Raw genomic sequence first — 20788 nt, forward strand, 5'->3', positions numbered from 1 at the left:
TATGTGCTCTTCTTCAAGTCATTTTTGAAGAAAATATTTTAATGAATCTCTCATTCTATCGATTCGGCCCTTCATTGCATTACGCACTCTATTCAGATCATTTTTTTCCGCCAACGCTCGGTAGTCCCACACAGTAGAATCAGACAGTCGTTTAAAATCTAGAAACGTATCCGCCAGTTTTTCAGTGTTTTTAAACCAGTTAAAATTTTCCTCAGCCACCTGTCTTGATATACGCTTAAACTCTGCCATGTAGGGGTATTTGTCAACGTAGTACTGCATTGCATCGGTCAACTCTTGTCGATCTACCTCGCACTGAGGCCAATAGTATCCATCCCAACGGCTCCACAGCTTATCTACGCGTACAGCTCTCCCATTGCTGCCATCAATTACAAACTCGCTCATGGGTGGATTATCAGGGACAATGATGGGAAGGCCGGATGACGCTGCCTCAGCGATGGTCAGGCCGATTCCATCAAGGCGAGACGGGTACACATAAACATCACCTTTGTAGTAGAGGCCAGGGGCGGAAACTGTCCCTTCTATAACCTCCAGCCTCCCTTGGGCTGTCAGTTCAGCCAATATACCCTTAAGTGCGGGAAAAGCTTTAGCTAGCTTAACCTGACTATGAACGATTAGCTTTGCGGGTCCTTGGACGTTTCGAAAAGCCTCAATAACCAGGTCGGTTCCCTTGCGATAGGGATTCATTCCCGCAGAGTGGAAAAAACGAACGACACCGCTCGACTCCAATATTTCTGGCAGTTTAAAGGTATTGATATCAGTCCCCCAAGGTATATATATACATTGAGAGTGTTCTTTAAAGACTGAGTAATGTCGTTGCGTATTACAAATAATAAAGTCATAAATCCAGAACATTGGGACTGTTTTTTCAGTATAGTAATCTATATAGGTACCACAAATTACATCTAAATCTCGACACATCAGTACCGGTGCCCATATTAGCTGCTCATTAAAAAGGACGCAGTCTATATTATTTTTTTCTAACCATTCTTTGAAATCATCTAAATGAACATCTGTAGATGCGTAGGACTTCGGTGGTTTTCCCCATGTCACATACCCGGCATCCCAGTCCATATTCCCCTTTGCATAAGACTCGCCCCCCCTGGCATAAACAAATACATCTATGCTTTCATTGGCGTTCAGCCTGTCAAAAAATTGCCTGGAGACGTAGGCGGCACCTCGCTCAAACCAAGTAGTCACAATACCGATATTCATTTATATCTCCTTTGGCTTACCACTTGATTCCTAACCGGCGTTTTAAATCACGCTTCACACCCTCAGGAATAAACATGGAAAATCGTGAAAGAAATCTCAAAGAAAATTTACGAATAGCGGGTATTGCATAAATATGACACCACCAAGATAAAAAAACCCATGCATGCCTAATAATTGAACCGGAGCTTGAGTATAAATCCATATTGCCTACCAAACCATAAACAACAGCCGCCTGATCTAATTTTAACTTGAACAGCGCATCCTTTGGTAGCTCGCCTTTATGTTTCAGAAGGTCTAAAACCTGATCTTCATCACAGCCTAATGATAGAACTCTATCGCCAAAGCCGAACTGCCCTAATACCGATCTCAATTTTTCATCGTAGGATAAGGCTACGAAAGGTATGGAATGCAACATGGCGAGTATATTCGCATGAAGACGCATCGACAGCAGCGCATCCAATTTCGCTATCGTATTCAGGCTTTTTTCGAGAGTAGACTCATCAGAAACAATGATAGCTTCGCCTAAGCGCTCTCGTAAAAAAAAATATATTTCCGTATCACCTTTTTCATACGCCATAAAAACCAACTTAAAGCCATCATCGACAAGTTTTTCACAGATGGAAAGCAACCACTCCCGATTAAATCCTTTCCATTCCCTAAAACAAATACCGATAAGCTTATTGCTATTTAAATCACGATCTTGAGGGCCTAGGAGCGTTATTGTATCGAATTGGACCTTAAAAAAACCATAATCGAAATCGTCATATAGAGCACGTAGATAGGACGCTGAGTACTCGTCTCGAAGATAAATACAGCTATTCACAGACAAAAACCTCTTCCCCAGTGCCTTACCTTTCGTTGTGTGGATAGGCCCTGCACCAATACCCAGTGAAAAAACGGGCATACCAAAGCTATGTGCCAATTCACTAACCAAAGTAACGTGCTCTAATAGACTGGTACTGTGCACATCTTGGATCAGTCCTCCGCCTGCAAAGAAGACAGCTTTGCATGACTTGACGGCTTGTACGAGCGCAAGAAAGGATGGCTGCGAGCCTGCTTTTCTCGGATAAAAAGATTGGACGTAATCAAACTGCCCCCCAATGTAATGGCGGCTGAGATCTGGATCACCTGACAAAATAATTACACGGTATCCGAACTGATCAGACAAAAAATTTGCCAGCGTGGAAACTATAGCTTCATCGCCAACATTTACTCCCCCACAATAACCACAAACAAGCACCCTATCCATCAAAAAACCTTCATCATAATCGAAATTATTCACGACTCAAGGCCACCTAAATGTAATTTTCATTACATGTTTCAGCAAAGGCCTCATTGGATTATCACTATAGATAATCATTAGCAACAATACGGCGGCAGTCATCAAGGATACAAATAAAAACTCCACCAAAACCCCAACAGAATAACTTAGAAGACGATCACAAAAATAGTTAAGAACCAACAAAACAAAAACACACTTTGCTGGAAATAGCATACTGACTAACATATCTATAAATGTAGCATTCATCAGCTTAACCATTTGATTCCAAACAATCAGTGCACGGATACAAGATACAGATATCAATGCAAAAAATATAAAAGTCAAATCAAATGATCTATAAAAAAATATGACCGATATTTGTACGACACTTAATATAGCTGTCATCTTTAATACATAGTTAGCCATCCCCAAACCGGCTAGTGTGCCTTGGTGAAAAACAAAAATACTGCTTATTGAATAACTTAAACACATTATTTTAACCAGAGGAACAATTGCGTTCCACTGACTACCAAAAAGAATAAATACTACAGCATCCGCCTGAAAGAACAGTAGAGAACAAAATGGCCATGCAACCAGAAGGTACAGTCCATTTAGTTTGTAAACCGTATCGATAACACTCCGTTTTTCTCTACTAACTACAGCAATATGCGACTGAAATACAACTCGCAATGAGTTCTGAAAAATTTGGTTAAAAAGTTTAAATACTGATACAGCCTTATTAAAGAAAACGGCGACTTCAGGACCCTGAACTTTCCCAAGGATCATATCGGCGCTGCTCGTATTCAGCTGAGTAAACAGGTTAGATCCACTAATACGCCAACCAAAAGAAGCAATATCTTTAAGTCGCCCGACACTGGGTAAAACAGGTAACCACGTTGGTCTATAGACGGTTGCAAGACAGACTGTGGCCAGGGTGCCGGCTACTGAACCATAGGCTAAACTCATAAAGCCGAAGTTAGTGAGTGCACAGGAGATAGTGACCGAAGCACTAGCGAGGGAACTTCCGACATCAATAACCATTATTTTATTGAATTTCATCTCTCTCTTTAGCAAAGAAAGAGTAATGGAACCAAAAGGAATAATGATCAGGTTGATTGCTAAAAAATTAAAAACATCTGACATACCTTTTAATTCGTAAAAGGCAGCGATGTAAGGCCCACAAATAAACGCAACTAAAGCCAATGGCCAACACAAGAGAAGCGACATGGAAAACGCTGACGCCGCCAACTCGCCATCCACGTTTTTCTCTTGAATAAGATAAGAGCCGATCCCGAAGTCACGAATCAACAACGCCAGGCCAAATATGGATGCGGTAATGGAGTAGATACCAATTTCTTCAGGTGTTAGCAATCGCGACACAGCCATCACCGATGCCAATTGAATCAGCATAGATAAATAACGTGTGCCCATGGCATAGAACGCCGCACCGATAACTTGGCTCATAGGAAGCCCATGCTATTCAGCTGTTCAATCATAATAAAACCACCTACTCTGGGCCTTCAATGGCCTCTTAAAGTTCCAATAAACAGACTTGGCCGACTCCAACCAGTAACCATCTCTAAATGCGATGGCTAGCACTTTTTTGAGTAGAGTACGTCTTGACCTTTTCCAAAGATAGCCAACAACCATGGGCCAGTATCTACTTACTTTTCTCCGATAATCCTGTTCATATTTCTGTTTATCTTTCGGGCTCATTTCACCGTATATTTTATTTGCTGCAAGCAGCGAATAGGTCATCTGCAGTTTTCCACCATAGGTTGTTGATAGACCACCAGGCAGAATATCAAATTCTTGGGTAATCAGTGCTACGTGGACAAAGGGTCCAAACCGCGCCAAATTCAGTTGCAAGGCGTGGTCGTTGCCAGCCTTGAAGCAAGCTCCCACATTGCTACCCAGTACTGCAAATTCACGCCTCACCGCGATGTTCATGGCAGACGCAAGGGGATAAGTTTGCTTCAGCAACACCCTGAAGGGGTCATCAACGACAGTACACTTTCCATCTAAAGGCTCGCCAGAAAATCGCGCCAGCTTTGGTTGCGGCTTGGCGCGATTCCAACTTTCTGCAAACGCGCAGATGCATTGGGGGTGAGCAATCAAAGTATCCCGTAGGGTCTGAACTTTATGGGGTGGGCAAAAGTCGCCGGCATCAACAAATAAAATAAGATCCATCTGGGCATTTAAGGCCCCTTGGTAACGTGCTACTGCCGCCCCCTCATTAGACTGTTCAACCACCCTAACAGGGGGCCCATAAGCTCCCGCAATCGCTGCACTGTCGTCACCTGAGCCATCGTCGACGACAATAATCTCATCGGGAACTACAATTTGCCGGAGCAGCGAGTCGAGTGTCTCAGCAATATATTTAGCTGCATTAAAGCAAGGTATCACTACTGAAACCGAGAGACGCTCAGACGACATCGGTGCCTCTCTTGGTAATTTGACTGGGTCATACATGCTATCCTTCGGCATCATCAAGACCGCACCTGTTTCAGGCGTGCGTCTAATGCACGAAAAAGCGATGGAAAAAGCGCCTTCAATACCCGCGGATCATCTTTAACAGTGCTTAAAATGAGCCTCCAGCCGACCGGTTTTCGCCGCCCCAAGAGATGAATTAGCGTGGCAAAAAAGTCAGAACGTGATTGGTCAAGTTTTTTCTCGATTACCCTTTGTTGCTGTGGAGTCAGCACTATCTCGAGCATAATCGCCTTGGACAGTCGGATGTAATTCGATACCAATATAATTGAACGATCCGCTCCCCACCGGGAATTGTCATAGATGTTAACGCCACTGCCTTCCTCCACCAGGATTTCGGGATAAAACGCAACGCGATCAGTGTGTTGGCAAAGTGCCAGTTTGAACAGTCTGTCCTGGCCATTAAACAGGGTGGTACTGAATCGTAGTTCAGGCGCCACTGCCAAGCGGTAAACCAAGGCAGAGGTGCTGATAATATTGCTACGAACGAGCGCGTAGTCGAAAAAATTACCTACAAAGCGGTAAAGGGCTCGGTCTGTTGGCAGCCGCTGGTGCTCATTAGCGACTAGATTAAGTCCATCCTTTGCGTGCCAATCGAACCTTGAATCCTCAAATCCAACTCGATAACTATTGGCAAAGAACAGATCGTGCCCCTCAGACATAGCCTCCATGGCGTGTAGGAGAAAATCATCTTTCCAATAGTCGTCAGAATCAAGGAACGCCACATATCGAGTAGAGCTAGGAAGATGATCCAAGCCATTATTTCGTGCTGCCCCGGGTCCAGCGTTAGCCTGGCAGATAACTGTAACCCTTGGGTCATACCCATCTAATCCAGCCAACTCTTCCATTGCAGATAGCGGAGAACCATCGTCAACAACGATCACCTGCACGGGAAAGTTACCCCGTTGGGCCAGAACAGACTCGACACACCGCTTTAACAGCCCTGACTCTCGCTGATAGTAAGGGATGACAACGCTAATAGCTAACGCGGCTCGCTCAATCGTTTCCATAGTTCACCATCAGGCGCTTACCGTCCCGCATAACGGCGCATGTTAGGCTGCTACTTGCTGTTCTGTTTGCTTCCTTCTTGCCCAGCTCCCGCTGAACGATACTGTTCACCGCAACTACCGTCACCACTAAATGATAGGGCAGATCGAAGTATGCCAACGACAAAAAACCTCCTCCGACCATGTAAGCCACGATCGACACCTGCAGATAGCGGCACATCAATCCAGCCCATTGTAGAGACTCAATATGTCTGGTCTTAGCAGTAATTCTGCTGCACATTCGCCAAGTGGTGAAGAACACCATGAGGTAGCAGATCAGAGCCAACCAGCCGTGCTTACCCAACACTTGAATATAGTTGCTGTGGAACGCAACAAAATCATTTGGATTAGGCGCATATATCTTGAAGTTACTTGGGGTTTCAGCGTTAAACCCCCGAGAAAAAGGATGAGAAAACGACATATTGATGCCCGCCTGCCAAGCATTCAGGCGACTGTTGGCCGATGCATCTCGCTCCTCGCCCTGCTGTTCGTCAACAAATATAGTTGCCATCCTTTGGTGCCAATTTTCAGGCATAAAGTTATATATGGCGGGTAGCATTGCCAGCATAAGTATAAAAGAGAGAGCCTTACGGTTGCTCTTGGTCCAAAGGAAAAATGCGCATGTAGTCACTGCCAAAAAGGCGCCGCGGGAATGCGATCCAAACACGGCGACCACCATCAAACCAGCACCAAGTAGCGTCAAATAGCGCAGTGATTTACGTTTTAGCGTGGTACTGAGGTAAATAAAAACAGGGATCACCATCAGGTTGGTAATCGCCATGGCGTTGTTCTCTTCAAAGAACCCGCCTTCTGGCCCCCAAACCCGGTATTCACCGCCCGTCAACAGTGTAAATACCCCACCTTTAATACCGTAATAGCCAATACTCAAGGCCACCACCCACAGCGCGATCTCAATTCGCTTTCGAGTGGTCAGCATAGCCAGAATGACCAACGTAAACAGCTGCACCTTCATTACCTTCATTGCCAATGAGTTAACAAACGGGGTTTTGTCATGCAGTAACCAGGATAGAATCATCATGATGTACAACAGAATCAGCCATATCACCGGTTGCTCCATCGGGATGCTTTTGGGTTCTTTGCTCAACATGTAAGCGGTAAGCGCGAAAACGGCCACCATCATCGCTACCGGAAAGTCGAACATGAATCCCCAGGTCAGCCTGTGCGGGGCCATGTAACTGATCCAACACCACATGATAACTCCCACGAACGGGCGTTTAAACATCAAGGGTATCGTACCTATGACTATTAGAAACAAAATTATATCGCGCACAAATAGACTCCTATCACACGCGCTTCAATTTTCCGCAGCGCTTTTTAATCTGGCAAGAAAATTCTTCATCTTGGATAACTCATTGATAAGTAAAACAACTATACCTGAAAGGGTGCGATGGTTAACAATTTGAACTCCATATAGACATTTACTCTGACTCATCCATTCCTTTTTAAAAGAATCCAAACCGGTAAGAAAGTCAATTTTTTCAACTTTATCTGTCTTTATTACTCTTTCGATCATTTTCATAGTAAGTACCGTACCAGGCGATACACTTTTATAAGCTTGGTCATAGGCTAATTTATAAATGTAAGCTGTATTATTAGCTACAACCCACATTTGAACCGCAACAGGCTTACCTGAAACTTCTAGAATACCTAACCTGAGACTATCTTTTTGAGCACACATTCTGGAAAATCCATTAATAAAACCCGGATAGGGCTCATCGGCCTTCCAACTATTTTCATAAACCCTATGGTAATCTTTCATTCTCAATTCAATCGCATTGACATCAGTATAAATACTGATACCCCAATCACCCTCCGCATCCAATTTCTTAAATTTTCTTTTGATTGTATTAATCACACGCGACGGACGACCGGATAAATAAACTTCAAAATCATCACAGCTTTCATGAAAGAAATTTTTTGTAATAAAATAGTCGAATTTTGAAGCTAGAACCCCATTAATCTTGATTAAATCATTTCTGGATTCGCCACTAATAGGGTAAATGTCGACAACATCCCACCCCGGCACTTCTTTCCAAAGGTATTTCAAAAAATGGCTGTAAGCATCTTCCCTGGTGGTTAGGTTATTGTCAATAATGACGTCAAATATGGGAGAATAGTAGTTTGACAATCCAGTTATTTTCCGTACTTTCACACCATGAAAATGTGCCTCATTACGCCACATCGGCAGTACTGCTAACGCGCTACCATCATTGCCTGTAAGGCACAAGAAGAAAACATTTCCAGCACCGATTGCCACGGTATCGCAGAAGTTTTCAAACCAATCACGCCCCAGAAATATCGAATCCTGTTCCTTACCTTCAAGCAAATTAAGGAACGTCTCGGGCAGGGTATCAATACGCGGATAACTTGACACATCAGTTCCGGGGAGGGATTCGTTCTGGTTTTTCACCAGACGCTTGGCTAAGGAGCACGATATTCGATAAAGCGCCTTGCGTGAACATCGTAGAAAAGGCTTTGGATCTCGCCGGCTGAAAAAGCTGAAAACAGGACGCTTTATTTTACCCTTTACGGACACAATCCGAGGAAGGTATTTAACAGGACCAAACGTGTCCCTTTCGCTATCAAACCAGATTGTCGGCGTGTAAACCCCTGTAGCGATTGCTACAGTCTGTCCGGTGGAGCTGAGATACTCGATTGCAGGCAGATCGCAACCCGCTTGGATGCAAAGACCCACCCAAAAATCAGTGCGTCCAACCGTCGGTTCTATAACCCAGTAACGTCCGGCTTCATCCCTTTTGAACTCCAGTGACACCGGGCCGCAAAGGCCTAGACCGTTGAAAAAAGCCTTTGTTAAGTCAGTTAGCTCAGGCATGTCGACAGAAACGGCAACCGTGGTCTGCCCCAGTGCCGGCGGGTACGATGCCAGCTTGTTGCCCTCAAAGCTGACTAATGGGTGGCCATTCTCTAGGTAAAGCGCACAAAAATAGAGATCCTTGTCTGTACCGCTAACCCACTCCTGGACGAGAAAAGGATAGTCGCCAGGGAATTGGTCGACTACCGCTTCGAGTTCTTCAGTGGACATGCACTTGATTGCCTTGAAGCCAGACTGGGGGTTTGCAGGCTTGATAATCAATGGCAGTTGCAGCAATGCCAACTGAGTTTTTATATCAGCTCTGGTTTCCAGCACCACCGAAGCCGGGTAATTGAGGCCAGTCTCCTTGCATCGGCTCTCGATATTGCTTTTCAGCAAAAATTTTTGGACCTGGTCAACGCAACCTTCCCAACTAAGGATATAAGCCCCCCTGAGCCGGTCGATATTACTGGCAATTACCCGTACATTATTATCGTTGGAGGGAAATAACACTATGTCACGCGATGATGGTATCCGTTGTCGAAAAGCATGCAGGTCATCGACCAGCGAATCGTCCTTTATGCTTTCCACATAATGGATACGGGCAGAATTAGTCAGCGCCCCCGGTATCGACGAATTGGCTTCAAAGGCGTGTACTTCAATTCCCAGGCGTTGCAATGACCGCGCAATAGCCAATCCATGACTGCAAAGCCCCACTACCAAGGCACAAGGTGCGTTCTGAGGAAGTACCATTCCAACTCCTGCCGTGCACTTTCATTGTTCAAAGACTGCAACCATTGCCGACGCTGTCTTCCCGTTGTCTGTTTGAACCTGTCCGTGGTCTACTCCCTGAAGCTCGTTACAAATGTCTCAGTCTGGCGAGCCACCCAATCCTTCGCCTGCCGGGTCGAAAAAGTATGATCCGCAGTCTCCAGGTACACTTGAGACACCGATCGCTCTTTGACGAGTTGTGCCCAGGCAGTGTCTTGGGTGAGCTGAAGGGAAAACGTCTTAGCCGTCAGGTCGTTGCCGCTTAGCACGAAAAGCACCCTTCCCGGGTATTTTTTCAAGCCATCGAACATGCGCTGCTGATAGCAATTTTCATATGATTCTTTTATTTTGGTCGCGCCCCTGTTGGCGCTCAGTACCTGCCAAAGCGTACAAACAAACTCCCAGACGCTGCCCATAACGTTGCCCTTACCCCGAATCAACTTGTGCCACAAACTCGGATCCAAAAACCGACGTGTGTAATAGTGGGAGACTTGAGCCTTGGCCTTTGCTTGGCGATTCTCCAGCCAGGGGTTCAGCAGTACGAGGCCGACCAGGCGCGGATCCCGGTGAGCGTATATGAGTGCCGCTGAAGCGCCATCGCACAATCCCCAAAGCACGACTTTTTCGACCCCGGTACAATGTTGCAGGAAACAGTCGACCGCAGCTGCGATGTCGGCATCCAGATTATCGAATGCCTTCTTATCCCCGCTGCTGTCCCCCATCCCGGTGACATCAAACCGCAGCACCGGGACTCCCTGGTTTGCCAGCGCCCTCGCCAAGTGCACAAATTGGCGATGACTCCCGACCCGATACTGCGGACCGCCCACCACTATGACGACCCCGACGCTTGAGTGGTCAACCGAGTGCAGGATAGCCGCCAGCTGTTGCCCCTGGCTCGTGAAGCAGACAGCATGTTCAGGCATGGCACACTCTGTCGGCTTCCTGCAGACATTTCAACGTCAATACACTCAGATTCTCCGCATCGTAGGAATCCGGCACTTGCCAAAACGGCACACCGCTGCACACCTCCAAACTTAACCTGCCACCTGTCCATTGATCGTGAAGCCTGGAGACAACCAGTGGCACCTTCTCGCTAGCGGCCTCGATCCAGATAACAGTGACCGCATCCAAACAGGCCGAAGGCTGCAAAGAGAGAGCGCTGACTTGGGAGACCAAACTTGAACTCATTAGGTACCCTGCCACTTCCACCGGCTCACCCTCCAGACAGCGCCTGTACCAGTTAATCTGATTGCCTCCTCGTCCCTGCATCATCTCGCTCATCTGCTTCAGACGAAAAAACTGGCTCATCAACTGATGACCATTGATGACGGGCTTCCAGAGCAGTAAACGGTCCACTACATCTGCATTACGATCATCGACGTAGTGGGCTGCCAATAAGGCGCCAAGTCGCAATCCCCAGAGGGTCACCGAGGAGCGTTGCTTTTGCCCGATCCACGCCAACGCGGCGGCGATATCATCGAGCCACACCGGCACTGTGGCCTCATCAATTTCCCCTTCACTGTCACCGGTACCAAAAAAATCCAGCAGCACGACAAAATAACCTGCCTCTGCCAACATTCGGGCCTGCCTGGCCACCACTGCACGGGAGAGATTCATCTCTTCCATAAAAGGAGGCAGAAAAAGCACAGCGCGCTCGGCGGAGCAGTTCCCGAAGGTCGCCAAATAAAGGCGTGCCTGGCCTCCGGTAATAAAATGCCCTTGGTACGTCATCTGCCCAAATGCTCTGTCACAAAACTTACCAGCGCGCCAAGGGTTTCAAAGCTGTCAGCACTGACTTCATCATCGTCGATAGCGATTCCGAACTCGTCCTCCAAGCTGGTAAGAAAGGTTACTATGGCCATCGAATCCAGTTCGGCCACATGTCCAAGCAGCGGAGCATCACGACTCATGGAAGCTATGTCGCCTCTGGACGTGACAGCTATCAGCAGATCTTTTACAGTCGTCTCATAATCCATATTTTGAATTCCCTGCAATCAATAATTCCGATCAAGCCACAACGCCAACACCATCAGTACCCACACCAGCTCACCATAATACGAGGCGTGCCCGTTCTTATGACGGTGAATAGCCTCATCAATAAACGTCCTCTCAAAAAGGTCGTAGCGCTGCAGTGAGTCAATCGCCTCATAGGCCATTTTTTGCAATTTTGGCTGATCTTTGGTCCAGAGCCCAAATGGCAGCCCAAATCCATGCTTGGTCTTGTGGATAATTTTGTCCGGAAGAAAACCGCCCATCGCGCGTTTGTACAGATGGCGCAGGTTGCCACGGGTTAACTTGATATCTGCTGGAACGCGCAATGAAAAATCCACCAGACGATCGTCCAGCATTGGATAAACCACATCCACCCCAGCCAGCCGGCACATGCTGCTGACCTTGACCAGATCGTTATCCGCCAGGGTATGCTTCCAGTCGAGGTAAAGCAGGCGATCCAGCGGACCAGCCTTGGGTAGTGCATCGTATAGCTGCTGACACTGGCGGTCAGGCTCAAACAGGTCGACGCCCTTGACTACACTGGCCGAAAATATTGCTTTGCGATCAAGCAAATTGAGAAAATTGTAATACTGGACGTTCTCCGGGACCGTCATCTTTAGCTGTCGGACGAAACTCTTGGCTTTGCCCAGTAACGCGGGAGAGTCCGGCAGCCCAGAGCGCAGCAAGGCAAGATCCAGCGTTCCAATCACGGGAGTGAGCCTTTGCCGCCAGCGATCCAGCTGCAACTGTGTGGCATAGCGCTGGTTTCCAGCGAAGAGTTCGTCGCCGCCGTCACCGGCGATCAACCGGTTGACCCCGTGGGATTTGGCAAGCTGTGCGCAGAAATAGGTGGGAATGACCGAACTGTTGCCGAAGGGCTGATCCATACTGCCAACCACCTGCGGTAGCGTCGCAAAGACGTCTTCCGGAGTCATACAATATTCGTGGCCGTTGAGGCCGAAGTGTTTGACCGCCGTGCGGGCATAGCCGATCTCATCGTAGCGCGCGATGGGAAAGCCGATGGAGAATGCGTCGGGGTTTCGGATCGACTGCGAAGCCAGCCCGGCAAGACTGGAACTGTCCAGGCCGCCACTGAGAAAACAGCCGGTATTGTCCTTGGCACAGTAATCGGGCACGACCGCTTGCATCAGCGCAAACAGCTCGTCAGCCAACTGCCGTTCACTCTGAGGCGCATGCTGATCAAATGCAGGCTTCCACCAAGTCTCGCGAGACAACGTACCCTGACGCCAAGTGACCCGCTGGGCAGGCCCGAGACAGTAAACACCTTCATAGATGGTTCTCGGACTGGGGATCATATGGTGGTACAGATAGTTAACCACCGCCTGCCGGGAGATAGCCAGGGGCTCTGTAACAGCGCCGCGCAGTGCTTTAAGGCTGTCCGCTACAATCAGGCCGCTAAAGACTGATCGGTAGTAGAGCCGATGGGTCGCAAAGCGATCGGCAAAAAGATGGCAGGTGCCAGAATGCCTGTCATCGATGACCAGTGCGTAGTGGCCGCTCAGTGCGTGCACAAAACAGTCGCCCTGATCGCGAAATAGTTGCCCAATCAATTCAGGAGCCGCCGCGTCCCTGCTGCCTTTTAGCAGCGGCTGGCCGTAACAGTAAACCTCACACCCATGCACTGACGCTCGTTGCCACTTGTTGCTGGCACTGAGGTCATGTGAATCACTGATGAGGACCTGAACCGCAGCATTGGCGGTCTCTCTTACTAACTCTGTGCTATCCGGCATCAGCAGCGTCCTTCCTCCTGCACTTCACACTTGACTCAGCGCAGTGTAGTACGCATCTTTGCCTCCGACTTGCAGCAACAAAAAATTCGCGAACATCTCCGCCCTGCACTATCTTTTTCTCACCTGTGTATCAACATCACTGCTATGTCTGATGTGATCTGTTTCCAAGGCTCGCTATTTGTGAAAGGATTTTCATGGTTGTGATCAAGACACTGGACGTGACGAGACAAGATTGTTGGGATCAGTTTGTGGAAACCTGCGAAGAAGCCACCTTTTTTCATCGGGCTGGCTGGAGATCCGTGATCGAGTCGACAACCGGCCACACGCCTTACTACCTTTATGCTGAGCAAAATGGTCAGATTTGTGGCATTTTGCCGCTGGTTGAGGTTAAAAGCATGCTGTTTGGCCATTCACTAGTGTCTACCCCATTTTGCGTCTATGGGGGCGTGGCGTCGATTAGCGATGCGGCGACTACCAAGCTTATTGATCACGCCAAGACGCTGGCGGAAACACTGGGGGTCGACTACCTCGAACTCAGACACCGCCAGGCTAAAACCGCTGGTTGGCTCACCAGGCACAAACACGCCACCTTTCGTCGTCCTCTGAGTAACGATGAAGGCAATCTGCAGGCGATGAAACGCAAACAGCGCGCGGTTATCCGACAGGCGATCAACAATGAACATACCGCAACCATAGAGACGGATCTTGATCAGTTTTACCATGTCTACTCCACCAGCGTCAGAAACCTCGGGACACCGGTATTTTCACGGCGTTTTTTCCAGGCACTGCAGGCTGCTTTCAAGCACGACTGCGAAGTGGTCACCATCCATCACCAGGGTAAGCCTGTCAGCAGCCTGATGAGCTTCTACTTTCGTGATGAGGTGCTACCGTACTATGGCGGCGGGATGCCGAATTCACGCAGTCTGAAAAGTATGGATTTCATGTACTGGGACCTGATGCAACGGGTCACTGCCAAGGGGTTTGCGACCTTCGACTTCGGGCGCAGCAAAACTGACAGCGGTCCCTATCACTACAAGCGACACTGGGGCTTCGAACCCGAACCGCTCTGCTATGAGTACCACTTGGTCAGAGCGACCCAGTTACCGGATAACAGCCCCAACAATCCTAAATACCGCTACTTTATCAAGTTGTGGCAGCACCTGCCGTTGAAGCTGTCTCAGCAACTCGGCCCTTACCTGTCGAAAAATTTGGCATGACCACGTTCGAACCCGCCATCGACCGCGACACGCTGGGCCTCAGGCGTCAACAACGCAAAGCACTGTTGACGCTGACACTGCTGCTGCTCGTTTACGCCGCAGTCTTCTGGCCCAGCCTGATGTCCATGGCCGCGATCTGGTGGCGCTCTGAGACCTTTGCCCACGGGATGCTGATCCCTCTGATCAGCCTCTGGTTGATCTTGCGCAAACGTTCCCAATTGACATCGCTCGACATGGGAGCGGATTGGGTAGCGCTAATTCCATTACTGGGATTATGTTTTGCCTGGTTGCTGGGACGGGCCGCCGATGCGCTGGCGATGGAACAGTTGGCCACCACTTTAGTTCTGATTGTACTGGTAGTCCTCGCCCTGGGTAGGCCACTCGCACGGGCGTTGGCATTCCCCCTGGCTTATCTGATTTTCGCGGTCCCCTTTGGCGATCAGTTAACGCCATACCTGCAGCAGATCACCGCAGATATTACGGTTCAGGCGCTGAGGCTCAGCGGCGTGCCGGTACATTTCAACGGTCTCCTTATCGAAATTCCCAGCGGCCGATTCGAGGTTGCTGAAGCCTGCAGCGGGCTGCGCTACCTAATCGCCTCTATTGCCCTTGGGACCCTATATGCTCACCTCACTTATCGAAGCCTGCGCAGCCGTCTGATCTTTATCGCCGCATCCATATTGGTACCTATACTGGCCAACGGCATACGCGCCTACCTCATCGTACTGATCGCCCACATCTCGGATATGAAATATGCCACTGGGGTCGATCATCTGATTTACGGTTGGCTGTTTTTCGGCCTAGTGGTGATGCTGATGTTCTGGGTCGGTAGCTGGTGGCGAGATCCAGCGCCAAAATTCAACCCCGCACAGAAAGCTATCGCCTTAAACTGTTTGACTGTGGAGAGGCCTCGCACACTGGCCTATGCGACTCCAGCAGCCGCGCTAGTACTTTTGCTACTAACCTTTAATTGGGGTCAGTTGATGAAGCACACTCCACAGCTTTCCGCATTGCCAATCCAGCAACTTTCCTTGCTTCCATGGATTCGACAACCCGCCGAAACAATGTACTGGCGCCCCAAATTTGTCGGTGCCGACCGTATTTTTCACGCAACTTATCGACTGGATCGCGACGCCGCTGTAGCACTTTATATCGCCGATTATCAATCCGAACATCAGGGCAAGGAACTGATTAACAGCCTGAACCGCTGGTTTACCGTGAATGCCTGGACGCCGACAGGGCGCTCCAGTCGTACTGTCGCAGTCGGCTCCAGCCAAATCAAGGTCAATGTACTCGAGCTGCGGACGCTAGATGGCAGCATGCGGCGAATCTGGTACTGGTATTACGCCTACAAACGGCCCGTCGCTAACCCCCTGATGGTGAAGCTGCTGCAAGCCCTGAATAAGCTTAGCGGGGCACATGAAGTGGCCAGTGCATACGCGCTGGCGGTGGATTATGAGGACAGTCCCACCGCCGATGCAGCCCTGACCCGATTTATCAAGGACAGCTGGCCCGAGCTGACGGCAACCAGCCGCTGAATTTTTTGGACAGACGATGAGTACGCGCATGCACTACCTCCTGCACCATTTGATCGAAACCAGGGCCACGCAAAACGAAACACAACCGGCGTTGTCCCACAAGCAGGAGCAGACCTGTTACGGCGAACTCGCTACCCGAGTACAACGGCTTGCCGCGGGGTTGAGAGAGCTCGGCTTGCAGCGCCATGAACGAGTCGCCATCTACCTGCCCAAACAGCACGAAACCGTCATCAGCATATTCGCCGCCACGCAGGCGGGGGGGGCCTTCGTACCCATTAACCCAGTCCTGAAAGCACCACAGGTTCAGCATATACTCAGCGACTGCAATGCCCGCATCCTGATCACCAGCCACGCACGGCTGCAACAACTGGCCCCAAATCTGGCACACCTGACTGATCTGAAGCAGGTGGTACTGGTAGACGACAACCCATCCTCAGCGAATGCACCCTACTCCGTTTACTCCTGGCATCAGCTCCAGGACACGCCGACCAGCCGCGCGTCACCGGGCTCAGCAACCGACGCTGATATGGCAGCCATCCTCTATACCTCTGGCAGCACAGGAAAACCCAAAGGGGTAGTACTGTCTCACCGTAATCTGATCGTCGGTGCCCAGAGTGTTGCGGGCTATCTCGACAACTCACCGCAAGATCGTATCCTTGCAGTACTGCCTTTGAGCTTCGACGCGGGCCTCAGCCAAGTCACGACGGCATTCGAATCCGGTGCCTGCTGTTATCTGATGGACTATCTGCTGCCCAGCGATGTGCGACGCCAGGTAACCCAACATCGCATAACCGGAATCACCGCGGTACCGCCGCTGTGGAACCAGATCGCCTCACTGGAATGGAGCCAAGATGCAGCAAGCTCAGTACGCTACTTTGCCAATACGGGCGGACATATGCCGCAACCCTTGCTGGCCAAACTGCGCACACTTTTCCCCAACGCCCAGCCATTCCTAATGTACGGCTTGACCGAAGCGTTCCGCTCCACCTATTTGCCTCCGGACCAGATCGACTTCAAACCAGGGTCTATAGGCAAAGCAATCCCCAACGCCGAGGTACTGGTATTGAGGGAGGATGGCACGCCCTGCCAACCCCATGAGCCCGGGGAACTGGTTCACCGCGGCCCTCTGGTGAGTCAAGGCTACTGGAACGACCCACAGAAAACTCGCGAGCGCTTCAGGCCCTTGCCCGGTCAAGCCGAGGGACTGGTGTTTAAGGAACTGGCGGTCTGGTCGGGGGATTCGGTCACCCAAGATGAAGAGGGGTATCTCTATTTTATCGGTCGCAGGGATGAAATGATCAAAACCTCCGGCTACCGGGTCAGCCCCGACGAGATTGAGGAAATGGCCTACCAAAGTGGTCTTGTCCGCGAAGCCGCAGCTGTCGGCGTGCCCCATGCAACTCTGGGCCAGGCAATACTACTGATAGTGACGGTGCCCGCGACAACGGATTCCACGGAGTCAGACCTCGACGCCCTGCTGCAGCAATGCCGCGAACAGCTGCCAAATTTTATGGTGCCGCATAAATGTATCCTACAAGACGAACTGCCACGCAATCCCAACGGCAAGATAGACCGTCGATTACTCGCCCAACGGTACGCTGATTTATTCAATGATCATTCGGAGCCCACCCATGCCGACGGTTAACTCCCCGTTAGATCACAAGACCCGATGGCTGGATATTCGCCACAATGAACTCTACATAGGCGGTCTGCCGCTATCCCGGCTAGCCGCTCAAATGCCCCAAACCCCCTTTTACGCGTATGACCGCCAGCTGATAGCGCAACGTATCGCCGAACTGCGCAGGCGACTGCCGGTTGGCATCGAGCTACATTACGCCCTCAAGGCCAACCCAATGCCGGCATTGGTAGATTTCATCGCGCCCCTGGTGGATGGTTTCGACGTTGCATCACATCAGGAAATGCTGGTGGCGATCAATGGCGGTAAAGCACCCAGCGAGATCAGCTTTGCCGGCCCCGGCAAGACTCAGCGCGAAATCGAAGCCGCGGTCGCCGCCGGCATCGTCCTTAACGCCGAATCTTTCACTCAAATTGATCAGGCGGCGCGGGCCGGTGCCGAACTGGGGATCGCACCCCGAATTGCCGTCAGGCTAAACCCGGAGTTCGAACTAAAATCCTCTGGCATGCGCATGACAGGCGGGGCCAAACCATTCGGGATTGATACTGAACAATTCCCAGAACTGCTCGAGAGTATGCGAGAACTTGGCCTGGAGCCGGAAGGGCTGCATCTCTATACCGGCTCCCAGAATTTGAACCCGACAGCCATTTGCGAAGCACAAGAAGCCGCGATATGCCTTGCCTGTGAGTTTATTCAGCGGTTCGCGCTCAGGTTGCGCTTTATCAATATCGGGGGAGGATTCGGTATCCCATACTTTCCGGGAGAATCCCCCCTTGACCTTACCACTATCGCCGAACAACTGGTCCGACTACAAAGACAAACGCAGCAGGTCTCCCCTAAGACCACGCTAGTTCTGGAACTAGGGCGCTACCTGGTGGGTGAAGCTGGCATCTATGTGTGTAGAGTCCTTGAGCGTAAAACATCCCGAGGCACTGTCTACCTTATCACCGACGGAGGCCTGCATCACCACCTTGCCAACTCCGGCAACTTTGGCCAGGTGCTGCGCAAAAATTATCCTGTACTGATCGGCAACCGCGCTGAGGGGGAGGAAAAAGAACAGGTCACAATTGTCGGGCCACTCTGTACCCCGCTGGATATCCTTGCCGAAAAAGTGATGTTGCCAAAAGCGCAACCGGGCGATTGGGTGGTCGTCCGCCAGTCCGGCGCCTATGGTTTGAGCGCCAGTCCGCAACAATTTTTGAGTCACCCTCAGGCAACAGAAGTGCTGATTGGGTAGCGAGACCTTGGATATCGACATTGAGGCTATCACTCTCGGGGTCTGAGAATCGGCAATGGGACCCAGGGACACTGCACACAAGCGTCTATAATAGGAGCTGCAGGTCTTGAAAGCATGGTAAAAATTTCCTGAAAAAACGTACAAATCGTAAATTTGAAGGTAAGGCATTTCGCATCTAAAATTTCGTTAGTGTGATTTTCATTCACCGAACTTACGTCTCTGTGAGTTCGCTGCAGGAATATCGGAAAAAGAAAAATCTGACAGGAAGTCATCAACCCAAACAACCGCAGATAACGACAGGGAGCTTGAGGCATGTCTGCACAACTGGCAGGTAAGATATCCGTTAAACACTCCTATGCTCTCTTGGCAATTAGCGAAGCGTTCGTGATGTTGTCCTGCTTGTTCCTGAGCATGCGAAACTCCATGCACAGTTTTCTTGATCATATGCTCTGCCTGAGCTGTATAACTTTTGTGATCATAGGCTTTCTCGGCATGGCCGCCATGGGGCTGTACCACGCCCGGCAGCGAGGCACTCCCAGTGAACAGGTAGCGCGCATCTTCCTGAGCTTCACACTGGTCTCCGTCGCCGAGGGAATCTTCTTCTATACGATTCCAATGAGCGATATTCAGCCCCAGGGGCTCATACTGGCGCTCGTCCTGTCGTTCGTATTGATTTGCGTCTTGCGTTATGGATTTACCAAGCTCCACACCACTGGCCTCTTCAAGCACCGTGCCTTGGTGCTGGGGGCTGGAGAGCGAGCCTGCATCATCCAGGACGGATTGCGCCGCGCTTCAGACCGAAAAGGCTTTAACCTGCTTGGATATGTGAAAATTGAAGGTGATGCCTGCTGCATTCGACAACAGGACCAATTAACCGTCGATCTCGAGCATCTATTCAAGTTTGTCCAACACCATAAGATAGAAGAGGTGATCCTGGCTGCCGATCAGCATGAAGATTGCCTGCCTATGGGAGAGCTCCTTGCAAGCCGACTGGCCGGGATCCACGTGATAGACATCGCCAGTTTTATCGAGCGCGAGAGCGGAAAAATCCCGTTGAAACTGTTGCCTCCGAGCTGGATGGCGTGCGGCAGGGGCTACAGGATCAGCCGCAATGTCGTACGAATGGGGAAACGACTCTTCGATATTTTTATCAGCCTATTTTTGCTGATACTGGTCTGGCCAATCATGCTGATCACTGCGTTGCTCATCAGACTCGAAGGCGGCTCCGGAGCCCCCATCCTTTATCAGCAAACCCGGGTTGGCTTCAGGGGCGAGCCATTTGAGATCTTCAAGTTCCGTAGCATGAAGGTCAACGCAGAAAACGATGGGGCGGTGTGGGCCAGAAAGGGCGATCAACGTGTGACTCCCGTGGGGGCATTCATTCGAAAGTACCGTATCGATGAGCTTCCCCAGTTATTTAATATCCTTCACGGTGAGATGAGTTTTATCGGCCCGCGCCCGGAACGTCCGGAGTTCGTCGATAAGCTCTCCCGCAACCTGCCCTACTACGATGCCAGGCACCAGGTCAAACCGGGACTGACCGGCTGGGCTCAGATCTGTTACTCCTACGGCAGCAACGAAGAAGAAGCCTTGGAAAAACTCCAGTACGATCTCTACTACGTCAAGAATTTCAGCTTCCTGTTGGACACCATCATCATGGTACAAACCGTTGAAGTAATCCTGTTTGGCAAAGGAGCCCGATGATCAAAGTTCCACACTTTAGCTGCAGATGCACCTGCATAAGCGCGGCGAAACCAGAATGAAACATAAACACCTAGAAAAA

The 20788-nt window shown here is 49.9% G+C and carries 16 protein-coding genes; 5 read left to right on the forward strand and 11 right to left on the reverse strand.

Annotated elements, in window-relative coordinates; genetic code table 11:
* Positions 1 to 18: 18 nt before the first annotated feature.
* The 11 genes from MPRO_RS20835 to MPRO_RS20885 all read right to left on the reverse strand — a co-directional run bounded on the left by MPRO_RS20835 (position 19) and on the right by MPRO_RS20885 (position 13377).
* Positions 19 to 1233 (reverse strand): glycosyltransferase family 4 protein, encoded by a 1215-nt coding sequence (locus MPRO_RS20835; protein ID WP_067297818.1) that lies wholly within the window; start codon positions 1231 to 1233, stop codon positions 19 to 21.
* Between the two features lie 16 nt (positions 1234 to 1249).
* Positions 1250 to 2515 (reverse strand): polysaccharide pyruvyl transferase family protein, encoded by a 1266-nt coding sequence (locus MPRO_RS20840; protein ID WP_158651905.1) that lies wholly within the window; start codon positions 2513 to 2515, stop codon positions 1250 to 1252.
* A gap of 3 nt (positions 2516 to 2518) precedes the next feature.
* Entirely contained in the window at positions 2519 to 3958 is a 1440-nt protein-coding gene (locus MPRO_RS20845) for an oligosaccharide flippase family protein (protein ID WP_067297827.1), read from the reverse strand.
* Between the two features lie 24 nt (positions 3959 to 3982).
* Positions 3983 to 4984: a glycosyltransferase family 2 protein gene (locus MPRO_RS20850; protein WP_067297833.1), complete on the reverse strand. Its 1002-nt coding sequence runs from the start codon at positions 4982 to 4984 to the stop codon at positions 3983 to 3985.
* Positions 4984 to 5994 carry a glycosyltransferase family 2 protein gene (locus MPRO_RS20855; RefSeq protein ID WP_067297836.1) on the reverse strand — a complete coding sequence of 337 codons (1011 nt, stop codon included), beginning with the start codon at positions 5992 to 5994 and terminating at the stop codon, positions 4984 to 4986. Before MPRO_RS20855 ends, MPRO_RS20850 begins: the two co-directional genes overlap by 1 nt.
* Positions 5981 to 7321 (reverse strand): putative O-glycosylation ligase, exosortase A system-associated, encoded by a 1341-nt coding sequence (locus tag MPRO_RS20860; RefSeq protein ID WP_067297838.1) that lies wholly within the window; start codon positions 7319 to 7321, stop codon positions 5981 to 5983. The genes MPRO_RS20855 and MPRO_RS20860 overlap by 14 nt, the downstream gene beginning before the upstream one ends.
* A gap of 24 nt (positions 7322 to 7345) precedes the next feature.
* Positions 7346 to 9616, reverse strand: a complete 2271-nt coding sequence (locus MPRO_RS20865) for a GNAT family N-acetyltransferase (protein WP_067297841.1) — start codon at positions 9614 to 9616, stop codon at positions 7346 to 7348.
* A gap of 89 nt (positions 9617 to 9705) precedes the next feature.
* Positions 9706 to 10557, reverse strand: coding sequence for a hydrolase 1, exosortase A system-associated (locus tag MPRO_RS20870; RefSeq protein ID WP_067297844.1), 852 nt, complete (start codon positions 10555 to 10557; stop codon positions 9706 to 9708).
* Entirely contained in the window at positions 10550 to 11365 is an 816-nt protein-coding gene (locus tag MPRO_RS20875; RefSeq protein WP_067297847.1) for a hydrolase 2, exosortase A system-associated, read from the reverse strand. The genes MPRO_RS20870 and MPRO_RS20875 overlap by 8 nt, the downstream gene beginning before the upstream one ends.
* Positions 11362 to 11610 (reverse strand): acyl carrier protein, encoded by a 249-nt coding sequence (locus tag MPRO_RS20880; RefSeq protein ID WP_067297850.1) that lies wholly within the window; start codon positions 11608 to 11610, stop codon positions 11362 to 11364. Before MPRO_RS20880 ends, MPRO_RS20875 begins: the two co-directional genes overlap by 4 nt.
* An 18-nt stretch (positions 11611 to 11628) precedes the next feature.
* Positions 11629 to 13377 carry an asparagine synthetase B family protein gene (locus MPRO_RS20885; RefSeq protein ID WP_067297853.1) on the reverse strand — a complete coding sequence of 583 codons (1749 nt, stop codon included), beginning with the start codon at positions 13375 to 13377 and terminating at the stop codon, positions 11629 to 11631.
* A 218-nt stretch (positions 13378 to 13595) separates the two neighbouring features.
* Here MPRO_RS20885 and MPRO_RS20890 point away from each other — a divergent pair, with 218 nt between their 5' ends.
* The 5 genes from MPRO_RS20890 to MPRO_RS20910 all read left to right on the forward strand — a co-directional run bounded on the left by MPRO_RS20890 (position 13596) and on the right by MPRO_RS20910 (position 20709).
* Positions 13596 to 14594 carry a FemAB family XrtA/PEP-CTERM system-associated protein gene (locus MPRO_RS20890; RefSeq protein WP_245635162.1) on the forward strand — a complete coding sequence of 333 codons (999 nt, stop codon included), beginning with the start codon at positions 13596 to 13598 and terminating at the stop codon, positions 14592 to 14594.
* Positions 14591 to 16132: an exosortase A gene (xrtA, locus tag MPRO_RS20895; protein WP_067297863.1), complete on the forward strand. Its 1542-nt coding sequence runs from the start codon at positions 14591 to 14593 to the stop codon at positions 16130 to 16132. Before MPRO_RS20890 ends, xrtA begins: the two co-directional genes overlap by 4 nt.
* A 16-nt stretch (positions 16133 to 16148) precedes the next feature.
* Positions 16149 to 17777 carry an acyl-CoA ligase (AMP-forming), exosortase A system-associated gene (locus MPRO_RS20900; RefSeq protein WP_245635163.1) on the forward strand — a complete coding sequence of 543 codons (1629 nt, stop codon included), beginning with the start codon at positions 16149 to 16151 and terminating at the stop codon, positions 17775 to 17777.
* Positions 17764 to 19005, forward strand: a complete 1242-nt coding sequence (locus tag MPRO_RS20905) for a pyridoxal-dependent decarboxylase, exosortase A system-associated (RefSeq protein WP_067297869.1) — start codon at positions 17764 to 17766, stop codon at positions 19003 to 19005. The genes MPRO_RS20900 and MPRO_RS20905 overlap by 14 nt, the downstream gene beginning before the upstream one ends.
* A 312-nt stretch (positions 19006 to 19317) precedes the next feature.
* Entirely contained in the window at positions 19318 to 20709 is a 1392-nt protein-coding gene (locus MPRO_RS20910; RefSeq protein WP_067297872.1) for a TIGR03013 family XrtA/PEP-CTERM system glycosyltransferase, read from the forward strand.
* Positions 20710 to 20788: the final 79 nt, after the last annotated feature.

The organism is Marinobacterium profundum (assembly GCF_001528745.1).
In the GTDB taxonomy this organism is placed as follows: Bacteria; Pseudomonadota; Gammaproteobacteria; order Pseudomonadales; family Balneatricaceae; genus Marinobacterium_A; species Marinobacterium_A profundum.